This is a genomic window from Amycolatopsis sp. NPDC039088 (genome assembly GCF_055598845.1).
The window spans coordinates 14,093-37,153 of the sequence record NZ_JBVKAE010000030.1 but is presented as its reverse complement, the minus strand read 5'-3'; the positions used below and the strand labels follow the sequence as shown (position 1 = coordinate 37,153).

Sequence of the window (23,061 nt, the reverse complement as noted above, 5' to 3'; positions counted from 1 at the left end):
GTCCCCGCTCCCGTCAGCCGGTCCGGACCCACGCCGGGGCACGCCACGTTTGGGTGACCTCTCAATAGAACGACCACATCACTCACGACCCCTCGCCACACCCCGCAACTCGCCCAAATCGGGCACGTTTGTCCCGAGAAGTGTCCCTTATGGACAGTCGGGAGCCAGGTGAGGCCCCTTTTGGGTGAATCCGCTCCCGCCGGGTACGCCACGACACGTTCGCCTTGACCCACTCTAGTAACGGAGCCGACCAGCAATTATGCGACTTCGCCGGGACCCTGCGCCTAGCGCAAGGAAGGGGGCCATCATGTATTGGGAAAGGGTGCCTTCACGGCGCGGCCGCTACCGAACTCGCCCCCGGTAGGTACCTAAAACACTCTTGGCTCTGACCCGAATCGCCACGTTCGCCTTGAGCCGCGCTAGCAACGGCACCGACCAGCAGTTACCCGACTTTGCCGGGGCTTTCCGCCAGCATGGTCCGGCAGATCTCCACGAACCCACCCGCCAGCGCGCGGTACTCCTGATGGGTCAGCACCGAACTGGTTTCCAGTGACCGCGTGAACTCGGCGAACACCGGAACGTCGAGGATGACGAAGTCGCTCGCCATGAACGACAGCCCGTGCGGCACGCCGTGGCTGCCGGACAGGCTGTCCGCCATGTCCACGAACAGCTTGCCGACCCGCAACGCCGGGCTCCACACGGTCTTGCCGGACGCTTCGAAGATGTAGCTCATCGCTCCCCTTGTCCCCACCACGCGTGAAGGCCCCCTTCCCTCGGCTGAACCGAGGGAAGGGGGCCTTCACGCGTGTCTCCCGGGGCTAGTGCCCGGAGGTGATCTCCTTGCGCTCCTGCGAGGGCTCGCCGCCGATGTCGTCGACCTTGCCGTTGCCGTGCCCGTTGGCCCGGGCGCGCTCCAGCGCGATCGTCTCCTCGACCGGGTCCGGAGACCAGACCGAACCCGCGACGGCGTGCCCGGCCGAGCCGAGCTTGTTCATCTTCTTCGGCACCGACGCGCCCTGGTACTCGAGCGGCAACGGGTGGCCGTGGTCGTCCACCGGGCCGAGCGGCTGGTGGATTTCGATGAACTCACCGTGCGGCAGGCGCTTGATGATGCCGGTTTCGACACCGTGCTCCAGCACCTCGCGGTCGGCCCGCTGCAAGCCGAGGCAGATCCGGTAGGTGATGTAGTAGGCGATCGGCGGCAGCAGCAGGACACCGATCCGGCCTGCCCACGTCGTCGCGTTCAGCGAGATGTCGAAGGCGAACGCGATGATGTCGTTGAAACCCGAGAGCATGATGACCGCGAAGAACGTCAGGGCCATGATGCCCAGCGAGGTCCGGACCGGGACGTCGCGCGGACGCTGCAGCAGGTTGTGGTGCGCGGTGTCCTTGGACAGCTTTCGCTCGATCCAGGGGTACATCACCAGCAGACCGATCAGCAGCGGCATCCCGACCGCGCCGGGGAAGAACACCGCCGGGACCGTGTAGTTCCCGAGGTAGAGCTCCCACGCGGGCCAGATCCGCAGCATGCCGTCGGCCCAGGCCATGTACCAGTCCGGCTGTGAACCCGCCGAGACCTGCGCCGCGTTGTAGGGGCCGATGTTCCAGATCGGGTTGATCTGGAAGAGACCCGACATCAGCGCGATGACGCCGGTGACCAGCGCGAAGAACGCACCGCCCTTGAGCGCGAAGACCGGCATGATGCGGACGCCGACGACGTTGGTCTCCTTGCGGCGCACGCCGGGGAACTGCGTGTGCTTCTGGTACCAGACCAGCGCGAGGTGCGCGGCCACCAGACCGAGCATGATGCCCGGCAGCAGCAGGATGTGGATCGTGTACAGGCGCGGGATGATCTCGTTGCCGGGGAACTCCCCGCCGAACAGCGCCCAGTGGATCCAGGTGCCCATGACCGGCACCGAAAGCACGATGCCCGACAGGGTCGCGCGGATACCGGTACCGGAGAGCAGGTCGTCCGGGAGCGAGTAGCCGAAGAAGCCTTCGAACATGCCCAGGACCAGCAGCAGCGCACCGATGACCCAGTTCGCCTCACGCGGGCGCCGGAACGCGCCGGTGAAGAAGATCCGGAACATGTGCACCATCATCGAGGCCACGAAGATCAGCGCGGCCCAGTGGTGCAGCTGCCGGACGAACAGACCGCCGCGGACGTCGAACGAGATGTCCAGTGTGGTCGCGAAGGCCCGCGACATCTCGACGCCCTGCAGGCCGGTGTAGCTGCCGTTGTAGACGACCTCCTCCATGGAGGGGTCGAAGAACAGCGTGAGATAGACACCCGACAGCAACAGGATGATGAAGCTGTAGAGCGCGATCTCGCCGAGCAGGAACGACCAGTGCGTCGGGAACACCTTGTTGAGCTGGTGCCGCATGCCCTTGGCCAGGTGATACCGGTCGTCGGCCCACTTCGCACCAGCGCCCGCGGCCTTCTCGACCGGGTTCGTCCCCTTCGTCGGGGTGGTGAGTGAACTCATGACTTACGCTCCCAAAAGGCCGGTCCGACGGCCTCGTTGAAGTCTCCGCGCGCGATCAGGAAGCCCTCTTCGTCCACTGTAATCGGAAGCTGGGCCAACGGCCGCGTAGCAGGCCCGAAAATCGGCTTGGCGTAGTGGAGCGCGTCGAACTGCGACTGGTGACATGGGCAGAGGATGCGGTTGGTCCGCTGCTCGTACAGGGAGGTCGGGCAGCCGACGTGGCTGCAGATCTTCGTGTACGCGAAGTAGTCCCCGAAGTTGTAGTCCTCCTGGCCCTGACGCTTGACGACCTTGGCGGCGTCGGTCGGGCGGAGGCGGATCAACATGACCGGGTTGTCGACCCGCTTGAAGGCGGCCGAGAGCGCGTGCTCGTCTTCACGCTCGGACTCGCGGAACGGGAAGACCGTCTCCATGGCGCCCGCGTCGAGGTCCTCGACCCTGACCAGGGAGACCTCGTGCGGACGGCCGGTGTTGCGGCGCAGGTAGACCTTCTCTTCCGGGAAGTTCTTCTTCCAGCCCGAGTGCCACAGGGAGTCGCGGTTCTCGGTGTCCTTCCACGGGTCCTTGATGAAGGACGCGATCGGCAGCGCCGCGACGGCGAGGCCGAGCACACCGGCGCCGGCGCCCGCGGACCGCTTGATCATCGAACGACGCGCGATGGTCATGCGGTTACCCGAGTCGGCCAGCTGGGCGAGGATCGTGGCCTTGTCGACCTCTTTCGACCCGCCGTCACCGCGCTCCTGCACCGAGACCTCGGCCGGGACGAACTTCTTGGTGTAGAGGATCACGCCGATACCGAGGCTGAGCACGGCGAGCCCGAGGGAGACCCCGAGCAGCGGCGTGTACAGCGTGTACTTGGTGTAACCGGTCGTACCCGGTTCCTTGTACTCGAACCAGTGCGGCCAGGCGACGAGGACCACGAACGCGAGGCCGGACAGCGCGGCCAGCACGAACCAGAGGGCGACAGCGCGCTCGGCGCGCTTCTCCGCCTTGGTCCCTTCGACCGGCCACGGCGTCGGGTATTCGACGATCTCGACCCCGTCGAGCGCGGTACCCAGCTTGACGAGCTGGTCGCGATCCATGTCCGCCAACTCCGCCTCTGTCGGCGGCTTCGGCCCTTCGGCGCTCATGCCTTCGATCCAATCCACAACGTCACGCCGATCAGCGCGGCGATCCCGACGATCCACGCGATCGCGCCCTCCGAAGCCGGGCCAAGTCCGCCGAGCGAGCTACCGCCGGGTGAGTTGTTCCCGTGACTCACGGACTTCACGAACGCGATGATGTCCTTCTTCTCCTCCGGCGACAGCTGCCGGTCGGAGAACTTGGGCATGTTCTGCGGCCCGGTGAGCATCGCGGTGTAGATCTGCTCTTCCGTGGCCGGGTCCAGGTTCGGGGCGAACTTGCCCGACGAGAGCGCGCCACCGCGGCCGGTGAAGCCGTGGCACGAGGCGCAGTTGAGGCGGAAGAGCTCGCTGCCGCGCGCGACGTCTTCGCCACGCAGCGCGTCACCCTTCTCGGCGGGACGCTGCGCGCCGCCGCCGTTGGCCTGGATGTAGGCGCCCAGCGCGTTGATCTCGGCCTCGTTCAGCTTCGGCGGCTTCCGCTGCGCCTGTGCTTCCTGGCGCACCGCGGGCATGCGGCCGGTCGAAGTCTGGAAGTACACGGCCGCGTCGCCGATGCCGATGAGGCTCGGGCCACGGTCGGGGACGCCCTCGAGCTTCGGCCCGTGACATTCGATACACGTGTTGTTGTAGAGCTTCTCGCCCTCGCGCAGGAGGGCGGATTCGCCCTGCGCCTGCGCGGTCTGCGGCTCCGGGGCGAAGACGGCGTACAGCCCGCCCACGCTCAGCAGCGCGATCCCGAGCGCCAGCGCACCGGCGAACCGCCGGTGCAGCTTGGACCGCGCGCGGAAGCGGCGGCGATCCGTCTTGTCCTTGCTGGAGGTCATCTTGCGGCAACCCTTGCTGTCAGTTCAGGCCGATAGGTCGTGGTGGCGGCTTCGTTCACGGAAGGATGTAGATCACCGCGAACAGGCCCACCCACACGATGTCGACGAAGTGCCAGTAGTAGGACACGACGATCGCCGAGGTGGCTTGAGCCGGGGTGAACTTGCTCAGCTTGGTGCGGATGAGCAGGTACACGAACGCGATGAGCCCGCCGATGACGTGCAGGCCGTGGAACCCGGTCGCGAGGAAGAACACCGTGCCGAACGGGCCGGACGGGATGGTCATCCCCTCGTCGATCAGGTGGAGGTACTCGTAACCCTGGCCGCCGACGAAGATCGCGCCCATGATCAACGTGATGATGTACCAGCGGCGCAGACCGAAGACGTCACCCTTTTCGGCGGCGAACACGCCGAACTGACAGGTGAACGACGAGGCCACGAGGATCACCGTGAACGGGATCGCCAGCGCGACGTTCAGATGGAAGGGCTCACCGTGCAGCGGCGGCGGCCACTGACCGGAGGCGTTCTGCGCCTTCACGGTGAAGAACATGGCGAACAGTCCGGCGAAGAACATCAGTTCGCTGGACAGCCACACGATGGTGCCGACACTGACCATGTTCGGCCGGTTCAGCGAGTGGACCCGCTGGCTGATGGTGGGAGCTGCCGTTGTCACGCGTCGCATTATGTCCTCTCACGCACGGGGCCCGCCGGGTGGGTCCACGGCAAGTCGCGTGCGTGTCGGGTCACATCTGAACGAAAGCGGGAACAGGGCTACTCATGGGTTTACTAGATCGGCTTCGTGACCTGGTCAAGAAGCCGAAGCTCCCGGATCTGACCGTCGACACGCCCGGCGTGGAGATCGTCGTGACGGCTTTCGACCCGGCCGAGGCGGACTCCGCGGTGCTGGCGAGATCACCCGCTTGGGTCGCCGAAGCACCGGCGATCCTGCGCCACCACTTGAAACTGCCGCCCGAAAAGGTGGCGGAGGCGACGTCGATCCTCGCCCAGGACGGCTGGGAGCTGCGGGAACAGGGACCGGAGGGCGGCTTCAGGCTGGCGCACGCGTTGCGCGTCCAGACCCTCGACGCGCTGCACTGCGCGCAGGAACGGTCACGGATGGCGGGACTCGCGCAGCGGCTCGGCGGCGATTCGCTGGGCTGGGACGCGCTCCAGCCGTCGGGTGCGTCCACGTGATGTCGGTCATGGCGGATAACATCGCCGGTGTCGAGATGACTAGACGAGGCGGAGGCGCGCTCATGGGCGAGCAGGCGATGCGGATCCTGGTGTTCAGCCACAAGGCGGAGGTGCGCGAGGCGATCATCAACGCCATCGGCCGCCGGCCCGCCGCCGACCTCGGCCGGGTGGACTACACCGAGGCGTCCGGTATCTCCGAGGTGCTCGTCGAGATGGACGCGGGCAACGTGGACCTGGCCATCCTCGACGGCGAGGCGCAGCCGACCGGCGGCATCGGGCTGACCCGCCAGCTCAAGAACGAGATCGAGGATTGCCCGCCCATCGTGGTGTCGGTACGGCGCAAGGACGACCGGTGGCTCGCGACCTGGTCGCAGGCCGACGCGGTGCTGGTCCACCCGCTCGACCCGCTGACGGCCGCGGAGACGGTCGCCGACGTATTGCGCGCCCGGCGGGTGCCGGTCGTGCACGGCTGACCCGATGAGCGCGGCAGCCAAGACCTGGCCGTCCCTGCTCAACCAGCTCATCGCGCGGACGGACCTGTCCGAAGAGGACACCGCGTGGGCGATGGACCAGATCATGAGCGGGACGGCGACGCCCTCCCAGATCGCCGGATTCGCCGTCGCGCTGCGGGCGAAGGGTGAGACACCGGCGGAGATCTCCGGTATGGCCGACGCCATGCTGGCGCACGCCAGACGGGTGACGATCGACCGGCCTTCGGTGGACATCGTCGGCACCGGTGGCGACCGGTCCAACTCGGTCAACATCTCCACCATGGCCACGGTGGTGACGGCCGCGGCGGGCGCGCCGGTGGCGAAACACGGCAACCGGAGCGCGTCGTCGAAGTCCGGCGCGGCCGACGTGCTGGAAGAGCTGGGTGTCACCATCGACCTGCCGCCGGAGACGGTCCAGCGGAGCGTGAACGAACTGGGCATCGGCTTCTGCTTCGCGCCCAAGTTCCACCCCGCGCTGCGGCACGCCGGCCCGACCCGCGGTGAACTCGGCGTGCCGACGACGTTCAACCTGCTGGGCCCGCTGACCAACCCGGCGCAACCGCGCAGTTCGCTGATCGGCTGCGCGTACGAGGACAAGACCCGCGTGCTGGCGGAGGTGTTCGCGCGCCGCGGGATGACCGTGCTGCTCGTCCGCGGCGACGACGGGCTCGACGAGATCACCACCACGACCACCAGTTCGGTATGGGTGGTCTCCGGCGGCGAGATCACCGAACGCAGCTTCGACCCTTCGGCGCTGGGCATCGCGCGGGCGACCGCCGACGACCTGCGCGGCGGCGACGCGGCGCACAACGCCGAGGTCTTCCGCCAGGTGATGGCCGGGAAAACCGGGCCGGTGCGGGACGCGGTGCTGCTCAACTCGGCGGCCGCGCTGGCGGCTTTCACCGGTTTCTCGGGATCGCTGGAAGACGACCTGACGACCGGGCTCGCGCGGGCGGCCTCGGCGATCGACTCGGGTGCGGCGGCCGATCTGCTGAACCGGTGGATCGCCTTCGCCTGACCCCGCCTGTCACGGCACGCGTTTTGTCCTCTGGATGCGGTAGTTGCGCGTGCAACTACCGCATCCAGAGGACGAAACGCGTCGGTCAAGAAGCGGTACTGAACCGCGCCCGGTAAGCCGTAGGCGTCAGCCCCGTAGCCCGCCGAAGCTGGGTACGCAGGTTCGCCGCGGTACCGAAACCCGACGCCCGCGCCACCCGGTCCAGCCGCTGCTCCCCGCGTTCGATCAGCCGGCACGCCAGCGCGATCCGTTCCGTCGTGAGCCACGCCAGCGGCGTCGTCCCCAGTTCGGCCCGGAATCGCCGGTGCAGCGTCGCCTGGCTGGCCGCCGCCCGCGTGGCGAGGTCGGCGACGGTGAGCGGCCGGTCCAGCCGTTCGCGGGCCCATTCGAGCACCGGCGCCAGCGAGGTGTCCGGCACCGACGGCACCGGACGTTCGACGAATTGCCGCTGACCACCATCGCGATGGCCGGCGAACACCAGGCGGCGGCTCACCGCGTTGGCGATCTCGGCGCCGTGGTCGCGGCTGATCAGGTGCAGGCCCAGGTCCAGCGCGGCCGCGCTGCCCGCCGCCGTCAGGACGTCCCCGTCGTCGACGAACAGGACGTCCGGCTCCAGCCGCACCTCGGGAAACCGGGCTCGGAACAGGCCGGCCCATTTCCAGTGCGTCGTCGCGCGCCGTCCGGCCAGCACACCCGCCTGCGCGAGGGTGAAGGCTCCGGTGCAGAAGCTCACCAGCCGGGCGCCCCGCGCGGCAGCGTCGCGGATGGCCGTCAGCACCGACTCCCGGGCCGGGTTCTCCGGATCGGGCCGGTTGGGCACGATCACCGTGTCGGCGGACGCCACGGCTTCGAGCCCGGAAACCCCGGTGAGGGTGAACATCCCCAGATGCATGCGCACGGACGGCTCGGCGGCGCACAGCGTGAGGTCGTACCAAGGCCGCTCCAGCTCGGGCCGCCGCAGGCCGAAAAGTTCGGTCGCGACACCCATTTCGAAGGGGTTGGACCCTTCGTCGACCAGGAGAGCGACCTTGTGTGAAAAAGCCCTGTGCGAGGAATGATGCGACATATGCGATTCCTAGCACTCACTCCCCTGCCGGTCCAGCGGCCAGGATCGAGCTCATGAGCAAGCAGCCGATCGACCTGGCGACCGCACTGGCCGGATTCGACGAGATCTGGAGCCCGCGGATCGTCGCCCACGTCAACGACTACGACGTCCGCCTCGCCAAGGTCTCGGGCGTGCACGTCTGGCACGTCCACGAGAACACCGACGAGTTCTTCCTCGTCCTCGACGGCACGTTGGACATCGCGTTGCGCGAGGAGGACGGCGAACGCGTCGTCACGTTGCCTCGCGGCTCGGTGTTCGTCGTCCCGCGCGGCACCTACCACAAACCGTCCTCAGTGGACGGTGCGTCGTTGCTGCTGTTCGAGCCGACCGGGACGCTGACCGTCGGCGATGCGCACGAAGAGGTCCCCGAGTACGTCGACGTCACCGTCGGACACGACATTTCCGCTCAGCCAACGGAAAACGTCTTGCGATAGGCACTGGGACTGGTGCCGCGGAGCTTGCCGAACTGATGCCGCAGCGCCGCGGCGGAGGCGTATCCGCAGGCGACCGCGATGTCCTCAATGGACAGACGTCCTTCTTCGAGCAACGCCTGCGCGCGATCGAGACGGCGTTCGGTGAGCCACCGGTGCGGGGTCGTGCCGGTGGCCGCCGAGAAGCGGCGCAGGAACGTGCGCTCCCCCAAACCGCTGCGGCGGGCGAGTTCCGCGACGGTGAACGGCTGATCCAGCCGTCGCTCGATCCATTCGAGTGCCTCGGCGAGCACGGTGTCATCCGGCGCGGCGGTCTCGGGCACGGGCGCCTGCACGAACTGCGCCTGCCCGCCGACACGGTGCGGAGCCGCGACCATCCGCCTCGCCAGTGTGGTGGCCGCGGTGACGCCCCGCAGTTCACGCACCAGATGCAGGCAGAGATCGACGGCGGCGACGGTCCCGGCGCTGGTGAGGACGCCGCCGTCGTCGACGTACAACGCCTTCGGGTCGACCTTCGCCGTCGGGAAACGCGACCGGAACTCCTGCTCGTAGACCCAGTGCACGGTGCAGTTGCGCCCGTCGAGGAGCCCCGCGTACCCGAGCGAGAAGACACCCGCGCAGAAGCCCGCGACCCACGCTCCCCGGCTCGCCGCGTCGCGCAGGACTTCCAGCACCGGCTCCGGCGGGCTCGCACTGCGCGGCGCGCAGGTCGGGACGATCAGCAGATCGGCGGACGCGGCGAAGTCCAGGGTCTCCAGGCTGTTCAGCCCGAAACCGGACCAGCTCAGGACGTTCTCACCGCCGGGCGAGCAGACGGCGAAGTCCCAGCCCTCGATGCCGTCGGCACTGCGATCGGTGCCGAAGACCTCGCACGCGACACCGAGTTCGAACGGCGAGACCTGGTCGGCGAGCACCACCGCGACCTTCTTCACATCCATTCCGGCAGTGTGTCATAAGTTTTGCGGTCGATGTCATCTCTGACACTGGTCGACCGGCCGCCCGGGGTCGAAAGTGGTCCCCATGAACAAGAACAACCCCCTCCTCCAGTGGACGGCCGCGATGGCGCTGTCCGGCACCATCGGCGCCGTCGTCCTCGAAAGCGGCGCCGACGCGCCCGCTGTGGCGTTCGCGAGGAGCCTCGTCGGCGGCCTGCTGCTCCTGGTGTGGAGCGCCGCGCGCGGCTGGCTCCGGCCCTGGACGCTCACCCGCCGCGACCTGTGGCTCGCCGTCCTCGGCGGGCTGTTCCTGGTCGGGAACTGGGTGCTGCTCTTCGCCTCCTACACGCTTTCGTCGATCTCGGTGAGCACCGTCGTCTACCACACGCAGCCGCTGATGCTGGTCGGTCTCGCAGCGGCGTTCCTCGGCGAGAAGATGGCGAAGAGCCAGCTGGTCCGGGCGCTGATCGCGTTCGGCGGGGTGGCACTTATCTCACTGTCCGCGCACGGTGCCGACGGCAAACCCGTGGAGCTGGCGGGAATCGCCCTCGCGCTCGGCGCGGCCGCGCTCTACGCCGGCGCCTCGTTCGTCGCGAAGCAGCTCAAGCACCTGCGTCCGCACGTTCTGGCGGCTATCCAGCTGGTGACCGGGACGATCGTGCTCGCCCCCGCGCTGCTCGTCACGCCGCTGCCCACGGACACGTCGGGCCTGCTGTGGCTGGTGCTGCTGGGAACCGTGCACACGGCGCTGATGTACGTCCTGATGTACGCGAGCATCGGCAAGCTGCCGACCACGACGGTGGCGCTGCTGTCCTACGTCTATCCCGTGGTCGCGGTGGTGGTGGACGTCCTCGCCTACGGCCACCGGCCGACGTGGCCGGAGATCGTGGGGATGCTGGCGGTCTTGGCGGCGGCGCTCGCGCCGAAGCGAGCGGCCAAGCCCGAGGTGGGAAAGCCCGAGGTGGGCCACACCCCCACAGCCCGCGTTTAGTCCTCTGAATGCGAAAAGCGGCGCCCCGGTCCGAAGACCCAGGCGCCGCTTTCGGCGTCAGAACGTCACTCGTGGTTCGGGCCGGTGTGGTACTCGAACACCAGTCCGCCGATGGCGACGATCACCAGGCCGAGCGCGATGATCAGCAGCCAGACGTGGAAGAACGCGAGCGCGACACCGGTCAGCGCGGCGGCCGCCGCGAGACCGATCGGCCAGTAGCTGCCGGGGCTGAAGAAGCCCAGTTCACCGGCACCGTCGCTGATCTCGGCGTCTTCCCGGTCCTCCGGCCGCGGCTCGATGCGCCGCGCCACGAACTGCAGGTAGCTCCCGGCCAGGAAGGCCAGGCCACCGGTGAGGATCAGGGCCACCACACCGACCGGCTCGACGCCGTCCCGGGTCATCGTTCCGGTCATGTACGCGTAGATACCCGCCACGAGGACGGAGAAGACCGCGACGAGGAAGAAAATCCGTCCTTCGACCTTCATGGACGTTGCCTCACTCCTGTTTCGGGCTCGAACAGCCGGGTCAGTTGGACGCGACCCGCGCGGTGCGGTCGGTGTTGAACGGGGTGGTGGTGACGGCGTAGGGCGCGCACAGGTCGCCGCAGTTCATCGCCGTCAGCGCCTCGGACGCGGTGTTCGGCTTGCCGCTCTTCGGGTTCACCGTGCCGCGCAGCTGGATGTACTGCGCGTACTTGTCCGGCGACAGGGCCCTGACCTCGAAGTTCATTCCCGAGTGGTAGGTACCGCACAGCTCGGCACAGCGGCCGACGAACGAACCTTCCCGGTCGATCGAGTTCTGGAAGGTGAAGTCCTGGTTGTTCTTCTCCGGGTCCGGCATGACGTCCCGCTTGAAGTGGAACTCCGGCACCCAGAACGAGTGGATGACGTCGGCCGACCGCAGGTTGTACTGGATCGTCTTGTTCGTCGGCAGGACGAGCAGCGGGATCTCGGTCGAGCTGCCGACCGTGGTGATCTCGGGGTCGTCGTGGTTCTTGGAGTCGCTCTTGTACTTGAACTCCCAGTTCCACTGGAACGCGACGATGTCGACCGTGACGTCCGGGTTGTCCGTCTCGGCGAGCACGCGGTTCTCGGTGGACGCGGTGAAGACGAACAGCACGCAGACCATGATCGTCGGGACGACGACCGTGAAGATCTCCAGCGGGATGTTGTACTGGAACTGGCGGGGCAGTTCCTCCTCCGCGCCGTCGGCGGTCTTCTTCTTGCGGTGGAAGATCGCGGTCCAGAAGATCAGCGCCCAGACGATGACACCGACGACCAGCGCGGCGACGACCGTCCACGTCCACAGGGTGCGCATGTCGTGCGCCTGCGGGGTCACCCCGACAGGCCAGCCGAAGCGAAGGATCTCGTCCCCGGAACAGCCCGTCGCGGTCAGCATCACCAGCGCGGCGAGCGCTGCGACGCGACCAGCCCGCTTAACCGGGATGCGCTCTGGATTTCCCACTGCGCCTTGCCCTTTCACCCAGAGCCTCCTCGACCGATCTTCGTGACATGGCGGAGCCTAGCCGAGTTGTGGCACCGCGCTGACTAAGGGGTGACCCCAACACGCGTATCCCCCACCACATCCGGGTGTACGTCCACCCGGGCATACTGGGCCCTTCTCCCCGCTCGGCCAACAAGAGGTGTGTGAACTAGACGTGTGCGGCCTGCTTGGACTGATCTGTTCGACCGAAGCCGACGCGGCCGGCGCCCGCGAGGCGGTCGACGCCGCCATGCGCTGCCAGCGCCACCGCGGTCCCGACGAGCACGACACCTGGGCCGACGCCGAAGTGGTGTACGGCTTCAACCGGCTGGCCTTCATCGACGTCGACCACGCCCACCAGCCGCTGATCTGGGGCCCGCCGGAGGCTCCTGAGCGCTACACGCTGAACTTCAACGGCGAGATCTACAACTACCGCGAGCTGCGCGACGAACTGGCCGCCGAGCACGGTGCGAAGTTCGCCACAGAGGGCGACGGTGAGGCGATCGTCGCGGCGTACCACTACCTCGGCGACGACGCGGTGAAGAAGCTGCGCGGCATGTTCGCCTTCATGATCTGGGACTCCCAGGAGAAGGTCGTCTTCGGCGCGCGCGACCCCTTCGGCATCAAGCCGCTGTTCTACTCCGCCGGTCCCGGCAAGATCGCCTTCTCGAGTGAGAAGAAGAGCCTGCTGGAGCTTTCGAGCGTCCTCGGCGTCGAGGAGAAGCTGGACCGCACGGCCCTGCAGCACTACCTGGTGCTGCAGTACGTGCCGGAGCCCGAGTCGCTGCACACCGGGATCCGCCGCGTCGAGTCCGGCACGTCGTTCCGGGTCGTCCCGGGCGGCGAGGTCGAGTTCACCCGCTACTTCCACCCGCAGTTCGCCGCGAAGCCGGTCAACAGCGAGGCCGAGGCGGAGGCGCTGTACGAGCGCATCGCCGATGTGATGCGCGACTCGGTCGGCAAGCACATGATCTCCGACCCCGACGTCACGGTCGGCGCGTTCCTCTCCGGCGGCATCGACTCGACAGCGACCGCGACGCTGGCCAAGGAGCACAACCCGAACCTGATCGCGTTCACCACCGGGTTCGAGCGCGAGGGCTACTCCGAGGTCGACGTCGCCGCCGAAACGGCAGCCGCGATCGGGGTGAAGCACGTGGTCCGCACGGTGTCGGCGGACGAGATGATGGAGGCGCTGCCGCTCATCGTCTGGTACCTCGACGACCCGGTGGCCGACCCGGCGCTCGTGCCGCTGTGGTTCATCGCCCGCGAGGCGCGTAAACACGTCAAGGCCGTGCTGTCCGGCGAAGGCGCCGACGAGCTCTTCTGCGGCTACACGATCTACAACGAGCCGATCTCGCTGGCGCCGTTCGAAAAGATCCCCGGCGGAATGCGGAAGATCATCGGCAAGGTCTCCACGAAGATCCCCGAGGGCACCCGAGGCAAGGACCTGCTGCGGCGCGGGGCGCTGCCGCTGGAGGACCGCTACTACGGCAACGCCCGCAACTTCCGCGACGACCAGCTCCGCAACGTGCTGCGCACTTATGAGGAAGGCGTCGGGTTCAAGGACGTCACCGCTCCTTGGTACAAGATCTCCGAGGGCTGGGACCCGGTCGCGCGGATGCAGCATGTCGACCTCTACACCTGGTTGCGCGGCGACATCCTGGTCAAGGCCGACAAGGTGACCATGGCGAACTCGCTGGAACTGCGGGTGCCGTTCCTCGACGCCGAGGTGTTCAAGGTCGCCGCGAGCATCCCGCTCGACCAGAAGCTCGCGCACGGCACCACGAAGTACGCGCTGCGCCAGGCGCTGGCGAAGATCATCCCGGCGCACGTGCTGAACCGGCGCAAGCTCGGCTTCCCGGTGCCGATCCGCCTGTGGCTGCGCAACGAGATGTACGACTGGGCCAAGGGCATCATCTCGGACTCCCGGACCGACGAGCTGCTCGACAAGAAGGCCGTCCTGGCCCTGCTCGACGAGCACAAGGCCGGGCAGCTCGACCGCAGCCGCCAGCTGTGGGCGCTGCTGGTGTTCATGCTGTGGCACGGCATCTTCGTCGAGAACCGCATCAAGCCCGAGGTGCCGGAGCCGGTCTACCCGGTGAAACTCTAGTCACGACTCTCCATGCCGGCCTTCACCGTTCGCGCGGTGGAGGCCAGCATGGAGTCATGGACTTCGTCCTCGTGCACGGCACGACGCAGAGCCCCGCGAGCTGGGACCGGGTGGCCATGTTGCTCACCGCGGCAGGCCACCACGCGATCGCGGTCGACCTGCTGGCCCCGGAAGATCTGCCCGTCGAGGGTTACGCGCAGCACGTGCGCGAACAGTACGTCGGCGAGCGGCCGGTCGTGGTCGCCCATTCCGGTTCCGGGGTCCTGCTTCCCGCGATCGCCGAAGCGCTCGGCGCGCGGGCGCTGGTGTGGCTCGCCGCCTACATCCCCGATTTCGCGGGCGGGAAGAGCCTGCGCGACGAGGCGAGGACCGTGCTCCAACCGGACTGGATCGGCGTGGATCCGACGGCCGATCCCGCGAAGGCGTCCGAGTTCCTTTTCCACGACTGCGATGCCGAGACCGAACACCTGGCATTGGACAGTTTGCGGCTGTTCAACCCCGCTGTTCTCGCCGTGCACCCGGCCGGGCCCGCGCCGGAGATCCCCTCGACGGTGATCGTCCCCACCCGGGATCGCACCCTCAGGCCCGAGTGGATGCGGCGAGCGGCGCGGGAACGGCTCGGCGTCACCGCCGTCGAGGTCGACGCCGGGCACTGTCCGCACGTGTCCCGTCCCGCCGAGATCGCCGGAATCCTGACCGGACGCGCGTGAAGGCTCCCGATCCCGGCAGATGTCGGGATCGACGATGGAGGATTCGGGACACTCAACGTCCCCATTCCTCCATCGTCGCCAGATTCTCCCCACTCACCCCGGAGCGCGTGAAGGCCCCTTCCCGCGGCTGAGCCGAGGTAAGAGGGCCTTCACGCGCGTCGAATCAGGTCAAGCGGGCAGGACCGCGGCGATCTCCTCGGCGGATTCCGGACCGAAGGCCTCCTTGAGGCGGCCCAGCGCGTCGTCGCGGTGGAAGGTCCACTCCTGCGTGCCGACGGTCTCCAGCACCAGAACGGCGATCAGCGACCCCAGCTGCGCCGCGCGCTCCAGGCTCAGACCGCCCTCGATACCGGCGATGAACCCGGCGCGGAAGCCGTCGCCGACACCGGTCGGGTCGACCTTGCCGCGCTCCGGGACGGCGCCGATCTGCAGCGCGAGGCCGTCCTTGCCGATGATCTCGACGCCCTTCTCCCCGAGCGTCGTGATCCGCATGCCGACACGGTCGAGGACGTCGGCCTCGGCCCAGCCGGTCTTCTGGAGCAGCAGCTCCCATTCGTAGTCGTTGCTGAACAGGTACTTCGCGCCCTCGACGAAGGCGCGCACCTGCTCGCCGTCCATCCGGGCCAGCTGCTGCGAGGGGTCGACGGCGAAGGTGTAACCGCGCTGGCGGCACTCCTCGGCGTGCCGGACCATGCCTTCGGGGTCGTCCGGGCTGATCAGTACGAGTGAAAGCGCACCGGCGTGCGCGGCGACCGGCTCCAGTTCGATGTTGCGGGATTCGGCCATCGCACCGGCGTAGAAGGTGGCGATCTGGCAGAGGTCCTCGTCGGTGGTGCAGACGAAGCGGGCGGTGTGCGCGACCTCGGACACCAGCACACCGGCGGTGTCGACGCCGTGCCGCTCGAGCCACGACCGGTAGTCGGCGAAGTCGGAGCCCACGGCGCCGACCAGGATGGGACGCTGACCCAGCACACCGAGGCCGAAGGCGATGTTCGCGCCGATCCCGCCTCGCCGGACGACGAGGTCGTCGGCCAGGAAGCTCAGGGACACGCGGTGCAACTGTTCGGCGACGAGCTGCTCGGCGAACCTGCCCGGGAAGTGCATGAGATGGTCGGTTGCGATACTGCCGGATACTGCGATCCTGGCGCTGTCTGCCACCGGTTCTCCTTGTTTTGTCGGCCTCGTGAGACGAGGACGGCTAAGTTACCCGCAGGTCATGCCCCATACGGGTTGCTTCAGGCACGGCCATGAACACTACCGGTTGGTATTGGTGTCCTACTCGAACGAGAGTCATTAACTTGTCGTTCGTGACCACTTCCGCGTATCACCTCGAACCGGAATCCATCGGCGAACTCATCGCCGACTGTGCCGGCATCCCTTCGTCCCTCCAGGCCGAGAACCTGCCACTGCCCCGGCAGATCGCTCCGCCCTGGACCGTCGACGAGCGGTGTCTCGCCCAGGTCGCCGATCTGGACGCCTACGTCTGATCCCGATCCAGGCATGAAGAAGGGCCGCGACCTGGGTGAGGTTCGCGGCCCTTCTTCATGCTCGACGCCGGTCAGTGGAAGCTGTCGCCGCAGGCGCAGCTACCCGTCGCGTTCGGGTTGTCGATGGTGAAGCCCTGCTTCTCGATCGAGTCGACGAAGTCGATCACGGCGGTCGACACGTACGGCGCGCTCATCCGGTCGACGGCGACGCGGAGGCCGTCGAAGTCACGGAACAGGTCGCCGTCGAGCGTGCGCTCGTCGAAGAACAGCTGGTAGCGCAAGCCCGCGCACCCGCCGGGCTGGACGGCGATGCGCAGGTGCATGTCGTCACGGCCCTCCTGCTCGAGCAGGGCCTTCGCCTTGGCGGCGGCGGCATCGGTCAACGTGACGCCGTGGGTCTCCTCGGCGGTTTCGGCCTGAGCTGCTGCTGCCTGCTCAGCGGTCGTCATGGTTCTCCCTCTGGTCGAACTCGCTGCGGGTACTCGTCTTGCACATGGTCCAACACTTCGGAGTCCCGATCTGTTCCCCTCCATGGTGACATATCGCTCGGCCTGGTGCGTGGCACCGTGACGCCTGCAACTACCCTGGTGAGGTGAGGTTCCTGCGCCGTAGCACCACAGACTCCGCCACGACCGACACCGAGACCCTCGACAACGAGGCCGTCGAGGTCCAGGCCAAGGCCTATACGCCCGGAAAGGGCAAGGCCACGCCCAAGCGGCGTGAGGCCGAGGCCAAGCGCCGTGGTCCGGTGGCGCCGCCGCCGACCACCATGCGGGAGGCGATGAAGCGCAACAAGGAACTCCGCAAGTCCGCGAAGTCCGACCCGGAGTACAAGGCGAAGCAGCGCAACGCCGCCAAGGAACGCCGCGAGAAGATGATGGCGGGCGATGACAAGTACCTGCTCCCGCGCGACCGCGGCCCGGTCAAGGCCTACATCCGTGACCTCGTCGACTCCCGGCGCAACCTGCTCGGCCTCTTCATGCCGCTCGCGATCCTGGTGTTCGTCGCCCTGATCCTCCCGTACCCGGAGGTGCAGCGCTACGCGACGCTGCTGTGCACTGTGATGCTGCTCGGCATGATCGTCGAGGGCGTGCTCAGCGGACGCCGGATCGCGAAGATGGTCCGCCTGAAGTTCCCGGACGAGACGGTCAAGGGCGTTTCGGTCGGCTGGTACTCGTTCATCCGCGCGAGCCAGATCCGCAAGCTGCGTGTCCCGAAGCCGCGCGTCAAGCCCGGCGACAAGGTCTGAGCAGGCGAATCCCAGGTCGTTAGCGTGACTAACGGCTTGGGGTAGAGTCGCGCCCATGGAGTTCCGACGCCTCGGCCGCAGCGGCCTCAATGTCAGCGAGATCTCGTACGGCAACTGGCTCACCCACGGGTCCCAGGTGGAAGAAGACCAGGCCCAGGCCTGTATCAAGGCGGCGCTCGACGTCGGCATCACCACCTTCGACACCGCCGATGTTTACGCCAACACGGCCGCCGAATCGGTACTCGGCCGCGGCCTGAAGGGCCTGCGCCGGGAAAGCCTGGAGATCTTCACCAAGGTCTACTGGCCGACCGGCCCCAAGGGCCCCAACGACCAGGGCCTCGGCCGCAAGCACATCATGGAGTCGGCGAACGCTTCGCTGAAGCGGCTCGGCACCGACTACGTCGACCTCTACCAGGCGCACCGGTTCGACCGGACCGTTCCGCTCGAAGAGACCTTCCTCGCCTTCGCCGACCTCGTCCGCCAGGGCAAGGTTCTCTACGTCGGTGTCTCGGAGTGGACCGCCGAGCAGATCACGCAGGGCGCCGCGATCGCGCGTGAGCTGAAGGTGCCGTTCGTCTCGAATCAGCCGCAGTACAACGCGCTGTGGCGGGTCATCGAGGCGCAGGTCGTCCCGGCGTCCGAGCGCGAGGGTCTCAGCCAGATCGTCTGGTCGCCGATCGCGCAGGGCGTGCTCACCGGCAAGTACAAGCCCGGTCAGCCGCTGCCCGAGGGCTCCCGCGCGACCGACGAGAAGGGCGGCGCCAACATGGTCGCCCGCTTCCTCAACGACGACGTCCTCGAACGCGTGCAGCGGCTGCAGCCGATCGCGGACAAGGCGGGTCTCACGCTGGCCCAGCTGTCCGTGGCGTGGGTGCTGCAGAACCCGAACGTCGCTTCGGCGATCATCGGCGCTTCGCGGCCGGAGCAGGTGCACGAGAACGTGAAGGCGGCCGGCGTGAAGCTGGACGCGGATCTGCTCGCCGCCATCGACGAGGCCCTCGACGGCGTCGTCGAGACCGACCCGACGCTGACCCGCAGCCCCTGATCCCCCGTGCTCAGCCGGCCAAGTGCCTTTTCCCGCACTTGGCCGGCTGAACGCGTCAGTCGCCGTGGACGCGCGTCTGGTACGCCCTTTGACCGTCGAGGTCGAGCGCGTCACCGGGGGCGCGGAGCGGCTCGATTCCCAAGCCCCGCAACAACCTGCTCGCACCGGCGACGCGGTCGCCCGCCCGGCCGTCGACCCGCTCCGGCCGGTGACCCCGCTGGATCAGCAGTCCCTCGACGTCGTCGATCAGCCGGTACGGGTCGTAGACCTGCTGGTCAGGCATGGCCACCGCCGGGCACCCAGGTCTTCCCGGTGATCCTCTCGTAGACCTCGGTGTAGCGCTCGCGGGTGGCCTTGACGATCTCGTCCGGGATGGCGGGCCCCGGCGGTGTCTTGTCCCAGCCGGTGCTCGCGGACCAGTCGCGGACGAACTGCTTGTCGAACGCGTGCTGCGTGCGGCCTGGCTCGTAGTCGTCGGCAGGCCAGAAACGGGACGAGTCCGAGGTGAGGACCTCGTCCCCGAGCGTCAGCACACCGTCGGCGTCGAACCCGAATTCGAGCTTGGTGTCGGCGATGATGATGCCGTTCTTCGCCGCGTGTTCCGCGCCCTTGGTGTAGACCTCGAGCGTGAGATCGCGGATGCGGTCCGCGGTCTCCTTGCCGATGTCGTTCACGACCTCGGCGAAGGTCATGAACTCGTCGTGGCCGGTGTCGGAGATCTTCGTCGTGGGCGTGAAGATCGGCTCGGGCAGCTTGTCCGCCTCGACGAGCCCTGCCGGCAGTTCGACGCCGGAAACCTTGCCGTCACGCCGGTATTCGCGCATGCCGAGACCGGTGAGGTAACCGCGCGCGATGCATTCGACCTGGATCATCTTCAGCGGCTTGCACCGCATGGCGCGGCCGGCGAATTCGGCGGGGACGTCGGTCGTGGAGATGACGTGGTTCGGCACCACGTCGGCCATCTTTTCGAACCACCAGGCGGAAAGCTGGTTCAGCAGCGAGCCCTTGTCCGGGATCGGGGTCGGGAGCGAGACGTCGTAGACCGAAACGCGATCCGACGCGACGAGCAGAATGTCGCCGTCGATTTCGTAAAGGTCCCGGACCTTACCCGCGTGAATGTGCTTCATGCCCCGTCCTCGATGTTGTATTCGTAGAAAACCCAGTGGTTCGGCAAGGCCGCCGATTCGCCGTACTCGAGTACGTCGCCTTCCGCGGAGAGAAAACTGTTGCGGCTCAACAAGATCGCCGAGCCTTCGGGCACGCCGAGCTCCGCCGCCTCCTCGGCACCCGCGAGTCCCGCGGCGTGCTGGGTGCGGGTGGCGGAGAGGCGCCGGCCCGTCCGGTCCGCGACGTATTTCACCGTGCCTTCGACGATCCGTTCGGTCTCGAACAGCAACGGCGTCTTGGCCGCGAGCGCGCCGTCGAACCAGGAGACCGACGTCGACACCGGCGACTCGTTGCCCGCGTAGGTCGTCCTCCGCCGCCGGATCGCGGGCGCGCCCTCTTCGATGCCGAGCGCGCCCGCCACCCGCTCCGGCGCCGGGAGCAGCCCGGCCTCACGGATTTTCGCGTAGTGGCCCGGCGGATAGACCTTGCCGGTTCTCGCGATCGAGATCGTCCGGTCGTGCGCGGAGCGGTGCAGCGCTCTGGTCTGCACCACTGTCCCGACGCCGCGGACCGCGCGGACCAGACCTTCGGCGCGGAGCGTCGAGAGGACCTTCATCGCCGTCGCCATGGCGACGTTCCAGTTTCTGGCGATCTCACGCGCGGACGGGACCGCGTCGCCTTCCTTGAGCCTGCCCGAAACGATGTCGTCGCGAATGTTTCCCGCGATCTGGAGATACGGCGGTTCAGGTCGGTCGACGGCGGGCAAGGTGACTCCTCACAAGGTCGCGCGGTGCGCACAAGCGTTCTAGCACACCAATGGGCGAGCACCAAGGATCCTGCTCACACCCCATTATTACGTACTAGTACACATTCTGGACGGTGCTCTAGTACACCTGTTACTCTCCGCAGAGTTCCCGAAACCCGTTAGGGGGCTCGATGAACCACCTGAGCATCGACGAACTGCTCGAAGAGCTTCGAAGACGCCGGTGGGTCGTCTACATCTTCGGCCCCCGGGAGGAACCCGAGGTCTGTGCCGCGGTCTTCCAGTGGGACACCTGTGCCGACGTCCTCATCCTGCGCGGTGAGGAACGGGCGAGCGCCTTCCGGGTCACGACCCTCCCGGACACCGACGTCTTCCAGCCCGCGCTCGTTTCGTGGCAATACCACTCGACGGCCGATTGGACGCTGCGCGCGGTGCTCACCATCCCACCGCCCGGCGATCCCGGCGCGCCGATCCAGTTGCTGCAACCACATCCGGACTGCGTGATCCCCAAGGACGCGCGCCACCCGGCCACCGTCCTGCCAGCGAACGGAGCCACCGCCGATCAGGGCGATCCCTGACCTCGGCCGATCACCTGCTCGGCGACAACGAGGTCGTGCGGGTAGGTGATCTTGAGGTTCTCCGCGCTGCCGGGAACCCACCGCACCGGTAGCGCGGAGAACCTTTCCATGCACGAAGACGTGTCCGTGCCGACGAAACCCTCACGCTCGGCCGTTTCGTAGGCCTCGAGCAACGGCGCTGCGCGGAAACCCTGCGGCGTCTGCACCCGGATCGCGCCGGGCAGCGCACCGGAAACGGTGTCGCCGTCCACGCGCACGATGTCGTCGGCCGCGACCCCCGGCACCGCTCCCCCGTACCGCCGCGTGTCGGCGAGGACGTCCGCGATCAGCTCCGAGGTGACGAGCGGGCGGGCCGCGTCGTGCAGCAGTACCGCGTCGATCTCTCCGCTCTCGATCCGGGAAGCCAAGTGGCGCAAGGCGTTCAGCTCCGAATCCCGACGCGTGGCACCGCCGTGGACGAGTTCGACCTCACCTGGATGCTCGGCCAGCACTTCCCGCGCGAGTTCCGTGTCCTGCGGCCGGATGACCAGCACGAGCACGTCGATACCGGGCACGCGGGCGAAGGCGTCGAGAGACCACGCGACCACCCGCCTGCCCGCCACGGGCAGGTAAACCTTGTTGAGCTTGGCGCCGACCCGGGTGCCCGCTCCGCTCGCGAGCACCACTCCGGCGGCCTTCGTTTGAGCCACAGGCAACTCTGGCACAGGCGGGTCGGTAGGTTGGGCGCGGCCACCGAAGCGATCCGAAGGGGCAGGGCGTTGGACGACGATATCCTCGAATTCGCCGAAGTCGAGCAGCCTGATGAACACGCGCGCTCGGCGGCGATCGCCCTGCACTCGAAACTGATCAAGCCGGCGGGGTCGCTGGGCAGGCTGGAAGAGCTGGGCGTGTGGGTCGCGGCCTGCCAGGGCCAGTCGCCGCCGCGCCCCTTCACCCGGCCGCGGGTCGTGGTGTTCGCCGGAGACCACGGCATCGCCGCGAAAGGTGTGTCGGCCTATCCGAGCGAGGTCACCGCGCAACTCGTCGGCAGCATGCTGACCGGCGGCGCGGCCATCAACGTGCTGGCCGCCTCGGCGGGAGCGAGCGTCCGCGTCATCGACATGGCCGTCGACAGCGACGCCCCCGCGACGCGGTCGATCGGCGAGTTCAAGGTCAGGCGCGGATCCGGCTCGATCGACGTCGAAGACGCGCTGACCGACGCCGAAGCACGCGCCGCCGTCCGCGCGGGCCGGGCGATCGCCGACGCCGAGGTCGACGGCGGGGCCGACCTGCTCATCGCGGGCGACCTCGGAATCGGGAACAGCACCCCGGCCTCGGTACTGGTCGCGGCGCTGACCGGCAGCGAACCGGTGGCCGTCGTGGGCCGCGGTTCGGGGATCGACGACAACGCCTGGATGCGCAAGGCCGCCGCGGTCCGAGACGCGCTGCGGCGGGCCAGGACGGTACTGGCCGACCCGGTCGCGCTGCTGCGCACCGCCGCCGGCGCCGACATCGCCGCGATGGCGGGGTTCCTCGCGCAGGCCTCGCTCCGGAAGACGCCGGTGATCCTGGACGGCCTGGTCGCCGCCGCGGCCGCGCTGGTCGCGGAGGAGCTCGTCCCCGGCGCGCGGCAATGGTGGACCGCCGGCCAGCGCGGCGGCGAACCCGCGCACGCGCTGGCGCTGGAGCACCTCGACCTGGACCCGATCCTGGACCTGGACGTACGTCTCGGTGAGGGGACGGGCGCGGTCGCGGCGCTGCCGCTGGTGTTCATGGCGACGCGGGTGCTCGCGGAGATGGCCACGCACGAGCAGGCGGGGGTGAGCGGGCCGCTGATCGAGGCGCCCGCTTCCTGACGCTCTTCGGCACATCGTCTTCCGCGTTTAGTCCTCTAAATGCGGGTTCGCCCCACCCCTCAAGTGCCATGAAAGGTCCTTTCCTTGCAAAATTGCAAG

General features: G+C 67.9%; 27 protein-coding genes. 12 read left to right on the top strand and 15 right to left on the bottom strand.

Annotated elements, in window-relative coordinates:
• Positions 1-442 precede the first annotated feature (442 nt).
• The 5 genes from ACZ7KI_RS31860 to ctaE all read right to left on the bottom strand — a co-directional run bounded on the left by ACZ7KI_RS31860 (position 443) and on the right by ctaE (position 5,113).
• Complete coding sequence (locus ACZ7KI_RS31860; RefSeq protein WP_470276737.1) at positions 443-733, bottom strand: DUF6086 family protein; 291 nt, start codon at positions 731-733, stop codon at positions 443-445.
• Positions 734-818: 85 nt separating this feature from the next.
• Positions 819-2,486 (bottom strand): cytochrome bc1 complex cytochrome b subunit, encoded by a 1,668-nt coding sequence (gene qcrB, locus ACZ7KI_RS31855; protein ID WP_470276736.1) that lies wholly within the window; start codon positions 2,484-2,486, stop codon positions 819-821.
• Positions 2,483-3,616, bottom strand: a complete 1,134-nt coding sequence (qcrA, locus tag ACZ7KI_RS31850; protein WP_470276735.1) for a cytochrome bc1 complex Rieske iron-sulfur subunit — start codon at positions 3,614-3,616, stop codon at positions 2,483-2,485. Before qcrA ends, qcrB begins: the two co-directional genes overlap by 4 nt.
• On the bottom strand, positions 3,613-4,434 hold the full coding sequence (gene qcrC, locus ACZ7KI_RS31845) for a cytochrome bc1 complex diheme cytochrome c subunit (protein ID WP_470276734.1): 822 nt from the start codon (positions 4,432-4,434) through the stop codon (positions 3,613-3,615). Before qcrC ends, qcrA begins: the two co-directional genes overlap by 4 nt.
• Before the next feature lie 55 nt (positions 4,435-4,489).
• Positions 4,490-5,113 carry an aa3-type cytochrome oxidase subunit III gene (ctaE, locus tag ACZ7KI_RS31840; RefSeq protein WP_061983144.1) on the bottom strand — a complete coding sequence of 208 codons (624 nt, stop codon included), beginning with the start codon at positions 5,111-5,113 and terminating at the stop codon, positions 4,490-4,492.
• Between the two features lie 95 nt (positions 5,114-5,208).
• Between ctaE and ACZ7KI_RS31835 the strand changes: the two genes are divergently transcribed.
• The 3 genes from ACZ7KI_RS31835 (at position 5,209) to trpD (ending at position 7,134) form a co-directional block, all read left to right on the top strand.
• A complete protein-coding gene (locus tag ACZ7KI_RS31835) occupies positions 5,209-5,625 on the top strand; it encodes a hypothetical protein (protein ID WP_470276733.1) in 417 nt (138 codons plus the stop codon).
• Between the two features lie 62 nt (positions 5,626-5,687).
• Complete coding sequence (locus ACZ7KI_RS31830; RefSeq protein WP_020630400.1) at positions 5,688-6,098, top strand: response regulator; 411 nt, start codon at positions 5,688-5,690, stop codon at positions 6,096-6,098.
• Between the two features lie 4 nt (positions 6,099-6,102).
• Positions 6,103-7,134 carry an anthranilate phosphoribosyltransferase gene (trpD, locus tag ACZ7KI_RS31825; RefSeq protein WP_470276732.1) on the top strand — a complete coding sequence of 344 codons (1,032 nt, stop codon included), beginning with the start codon at positions 6,103-6,105 and terminating at the stop codon, positions 7,132-7,134.
• An 85-nt stretch (positions 7,135-7,219) separates the two neighbouring features.
• Here the strand turns inward: trpD and ACZ7KI_RS31820 are convergent, their stop codons facing one another.
• Positions 7,220-8,200, bottom strand: coding sequence for a helix-turn-helix domain-containing protein (locus tag ACZ7KI_RS31820; protein WP_470276731.1), 981 nt, complete (start codon positions 8,198-8,200; stop codon positions 7,220-7,222).
• A gap of 53 nt (positions 8,201-8,253) precedes the next feature.
• Here ACZ7KI_RS31820 and ACZ7KI_RS31815 point away from each other — a divergent pair, with 53 nt between their 5' ends.
• On the top strand, positions 8,254-8,673 hold the full coding sequence (locus ACZ7KI_RS31815) for a cupin domain-containing protein (RefSeq protein ID WP_470276730.1): 420 nt from the start codon (positions 8,254-8,256) through the stop codon (positions 8,671-8,673).
• Here ACZ7KI_RS31815 and ACZ7KI_RS31810 read toward each other — a convergent pair.
• Positions 8,646-9,608, bottom strand: a complete 963-nt coding sequence (locus tag ACZ7KI_RS31810; RefSeq protein ID WP_470276729.1) for a GlxA family transcriptional regulator — start codon at positions 9,606-9,608, stop codon at positions 8,646-8,648. The genes ACZ7KI_RS31815 and ACZ7KI_RS31810 overlap by 28 nt on opposite strands.
• Before the next feature lie 82 nt (positions 9,609-9,690).
• On the opposite strand from ACZ7KI_RS31810, the gene ACZ7KI_RS31805 reads away from it, so the two are divergent.
• On the top strand, positions 9,691-10,596 hold the full coding sequence (locus ACZ7KI_RS31805; protein WP_470276728.1) for a DMT family transporter: 906 nt from the start codon (positions 9,691-9,693) through the stop codon (positions 10,594-10,596).
• A 65-nt stretch (positions 10,597-10,661) separates the two neighbouring features.
• On the opposite strand, the gene ACZ7KI_RS31800 is transcribed toward ACZ7KI_RS31805, so the two are convergent.
• Positions 10,662-11,081 (bottom strand): cytochrome c oxidase subunit 4, encoded by a 420-nt coding sequence (locus tag ACZ7KI_RS31800; RefSeq protein WP_470276727.1) that lies wholly within the window; start codon positions 11,079-11,081, stop codon positions 10,662-10,664.
• Between the two features lie 40 nt (positions 11,082-11,121).
• Entirely contained in the window at positions 11,122-12,060 is a 939-nt protein-coding gene (gene ctaC, locus ACZ7KI_RS31795) for an aa3-type cytochrome oxidase subunit II (protein ID WP_470276726.1), read from the bottom strand.
• A gap of 193 nt (positions 12,061-12,253) precedes the next feature.
• Here ctaC and asnB point away from each other — a divergent pair, with 193 nt between their 5' ends.
• Complete coding sequence (asnB, locus tag ACZ7KI_RS31790; RefSeq protein WP_470276725.1) at positions 12,254-14,188, top strand: asparagine synthase (glutamine-hydrolyzing); 1,935 nt, start codon at positions 12,254-12,256, stop codon at positions 14,186-14,188.
• A gap of 56 nt (positions 14,189-14,244) precedes the next feature.
• Positions 14,245-14,898, top strand: a complete 654-nt coding sequence (locus ACZ7KI_RS31785) for an alpha/beta fold hydrolase (RefSeq protein WP_470276724.1) — start codon at positions 14,245-14,247, stop codon at positions 14,896-14,898.
• A gap of 168 nt (positions 14,899-15,066) precedes the next feature.
• Here ACZ7KI_RS31785 and ACZ7KI_RS31780 read toward each other — a convergent pair whose 3' ends face one another.
• The gene (locus ACZ7KI_RS31780; protein ID WP_470276723.1) at positions 15,067-16,056 is read right to left on the bottom strand and encodes a carbohydrate kinase family protein; all 990 of its coding nucleotides are present in this window, start codon (positions 16,054-16,056) and stop codon (positions 15,067-15,069) included.
• 140 nt (positions 16,057-16,196) lie between these two features.
• On the opposite strand from ACZ7KI_RS31780, the gene ACZ7KI_RS31775 reads away from it, so the two are divergent.
• Positions 16,197-16,385, top strand: a complete 189-nt coding sequence (locus ACZ7KI_RS31775) for a hypothetical protein (RefSeq protein ID WP_101609500.1) — start codon at positions 16,197-16,199, stop codon at positions 16,383-16,385.
• Positions 16,386-16,456: 71 nt separating this feature from the next.
• On the opposite strand, the gene ACZ7KI_RS31770 is transcribed toward ACZ7KI_RS31775, so the two are convergent.
• The gene (locus ACZ7KI_RS31770) at positions 16,457-16,834 is read right to left on the bottom strand and encodes a HesB/IscA family protein (RefSeq protein ID WP_465462869.1); all 378 of its coding nucleotides are present in this window, start codon (positions 16,832-16,834) and stop codon (positions 16,457-16,459) included.
• Between the two features lie 143 nt (positions 16,835-16,977).
• Here ACZ7KI_RS31770 and ACZ7KI_RS31765 point away from each other — a divergent pair, with 143 nt between their 5' ends.
• Both ACZ7KI_RS31765 and ACZ7KI_RS31760 read left to right on the top strand, forming a co-directional pair.
• Positions 16,978-17,634 carry a DUF3043 domain-containing protein gene (locus tag ACZ7KI_RS31765; protein WP_470276722.1) on the top strand — a complete coding sequence of 219 codons (657 nt, stop codon included), beginning with the start codon at positions 16,978-16,980 and terminating at the stop codon, positions 17,632-17,634.
• Between the two features lie 55 nt (positions 17,635-17,689).
• Positions 17,690-18,679, top strand: coding sequence for an aldo/keto reductase family protein (locus ACZ7KI_RS31760; protein WP_470276721.1), 990 nt, complete (start codon positions 17,690-17,692; stop codon positions 18,677-18,679).
• 55 nt (positions 18,680-18,734) lie between these two features.
• Here ACZ7KI_RS31760 and ACZ7KI_RS31755 read toward each other — a convergent pair whose 3' ends face one another.
• Genes ACZ7KI_RS31755 through ACZ7KI_RS31745 form a run of 3 tightly spaced genes read right to left on the bottom strand, consistent with a single transcriptional unit; the run spans position 18,735 to position 20,552 of the window.
• Positions 18,735-18,962 carry a hypothetical protein gene (locus ACZ7KI_RS31755; RefSeq protein ID WP_470276720.1) on the bottom strand — a complete coding sequence of 76 codons (228 nt, stop codon included), beginning with the start codon at positions 18,960-18,962 and terminating at the stop codon, positions 18,735-18,737.
• A complete protein-coding gene (locus ACZ7KI_RS31750) occupies positions 18,955-19,806 on the bottom strand; it encodes a phosphoribosylaminoimidazolesuccinocarboxamide synthase (protein ID WP_470276719.1) in 852 nt (283 codons plus the stop codon). The genes ACZ7KI_RS31755 and ACZ7KI_RS31750 overlap by 8 nt, the downstream gene beginning before the upstream one ends.
• Positions 19,803-20,552 (bottom strand): GntR family transcriptional regulator, encoded by a 750-nt coding sequence (locus ACZ7KI_RS31745; RefSeq protein WP_470276718.1) that lies wholly within the window; start codon positions 20,550-20,552, stop codon positions 19,803-19,805. The genes ACZ7KI_RS31750 and ACZ7KI_RS31745 overlap by 4 nt, the downstream gene beginning before the upstream one ends.
• A 170-nt stretch (positions 20,553-20,722) precedes the next feature.
• Between ACZ7KI_RS31745 and ACZ7KI_RS31740 the strand changes: the two genes are divergently transcribed.
• Positions 20,723-21,127 (top strand): hypothetical protein, encoded by a 405-nt coding sequence (locus ACZ7KI_RS31740; RefSeq protein ID WP_470276717.1) that lies wholly within the window; start codon positions 20,723-20,725, stop codon positions 21,125-21,127.
• Here ACZ7KI_RS31740 and ACZ7KI_RS31735 read toward each other — a convergent pair.
• Positions 21,112-21,792 (bottom strand): IspD/TarI family cytidylyltransferase, encoded by a 681-nt coding sequence (locus ACZ7KI_RS31735; RefSeq protein WP_470276796.1) that lies wholly within the window; start codon positions 21,790-21,792, stop codon positions 21,112-21,114. The two genes, ACZ7KI_RS31740 and ACZ7KI_RS31735, sit on opposite strands and share 16 nt — an antisense overlap.
• 93 nt (positions 21,793-21,885) lie before the next feature.
• On the opposite strand from ACZ7KI_RS31735, the gene cobT reads away from it, so the two are divergent.
• On the top strand, positions 21,886-22,962 hold the full coding sequence (gene cobT, locus ACZ7KI_RS31730; RefSeq protein ID WP_470276716.1) for a nicotinate-nucleotide--dimethylbenzimidazole phosphoribosyltransferase: 1,077 nt from the start codon (positions 21,886-21,888) through the stop codon (positions 22,960-22,962).
• Positions 22,963-23,061 lie beyond the last annotated feature (99 nt).

Coding starts and splice junctions, on each gene's coding strand:
- ACZ7KI_RS31860 (WP_470276737.1), bottom strand. CDS start 733: ATGAGCTACATCTTCGAAGCGTCCGGCAAGACCGTGTGGAGCCCGGCG.
- qcrB (WP_470276736.1), bottom strand. CDS start 2,486: ATGAGTTCACTCACCACCCCGACGAAGGGGACGAACCCGGTCGAGAAG.
- qcrA (WP_470276735.1), bottom strand. CDS start 3,616: ATGAGCGCCGAAGGGCCGAAGCCGCCGACAGAGGCGGAGTTGGCGGAC.
- qcrC (WP_470276734.1), bottom strand. CDS start 4,434: ATGACCTCCAGCAAGGACAAGACGGATCGCCGCCGCTTCCGCGCGCGG.
- ctaE (WP_061983144.1), bottom strand. CDS start 5,113: ATGCGACGCGTGACAACGGCAGCTCCCACCATCAGCCAGCGGGTCCAC.
- ACZ7KI_RS31835 (WP_470276733.1), top strand. CDS start 5,209: ATGGGTTTACTAGATCGGCTTCGTGACCTGGTCAAGAAGCCGAAGCTC.
- ACZ7KI_RS31830 (WP_020630400.1), top strand. CDS start 5,688: ATGGGCGAGCAGGCGATGCGGATCCTGGTGTTCAGCCACAAGGCGGAG.
- trpD (WP_470276732.1), top strand. CDS start 6,103: ATGAGCGCGGCAGCCAAGACCTGGCCGTCCCTGCTCAACCAGCTCATC.
- ACZ7KI_RS31820 (WP_470276731.1), bottom strand. CDS start 8,200: ATGTCGCATCATTCCTCGCACAGGGCTTTTTCACACAAGGTCGCTCTC.
- ACZ7KI_RS31815 (WP_470276730.1), top strand. CDS start 8,254: ATGAGCAAGCAGCCGATCGACCTGGCGACCGCACTGGCCGGATTCGAC.
- ACZ7KI_RS31810 (WP_470276729.1), bottom strand. CDS start 9,608: ATGGATGTGAAGAAGGTCGCGGTGGTGCTCGCCGACCAGGTCTCGCCG.
- ACZ7KI_RS31805 (WP_470276728.1), top strand. CDS start 9,691: ATGAACAAGAACAACCCCCTCCTCCAGTGGACGGCCGCGATGGCGCTG.
- ACZ7KI_RS31800 (WP_470276727.1), bottom strand. CDS start 11,081: ATGAAGGTCGAAGGACGGATTTTCTTCCTCGTCGCGGTCTTCTCCGTC.
- ACZ7KI_RS31785 (WP_470276724.1), top strand. CDS start 14,245: ATGGACTTCGTCCTCGTGCACGGCACGACGCAGAGCCCCGCGAGCTGG.
- ACZ7KI_RS31770 (WP_465462869.1), bottom strand. CDS start 16,834: ATGACGACCGCTGAGCAGGCAGCAGCAGCTCAGGCCGAAACCGCCGAG.
- ACZ7KI_RS31760 (WP_470276721.1), top strand. CDS start 17,690: ATGGAGTTCCGACGCCTCGGCCGCAGCGGCCTCAATGTCAGCGAGATC.
- ACZ7KI_RS31755 (WP_470276720.1), bottom strand. CDS start 18,962: ATGCCTGACCAGCAGGTCTACGACCCGTACCGGCTGATCGACGACGTC.
- ACZ7KI_RS31750 (WP_470276719.1), bottom strand. CDS start 19,806: ATGAAGCACATTCACGCGGGTAAGGTCCGGGACCTTTACGAAATCGAC.
- ACZ7KI_RS31740 (WP_470276717.1), top strand. CDS start 20,723: ATGAACCACCTGAGCATCGACGAACTGCTCGAAGAGCTTCGAAGACGC.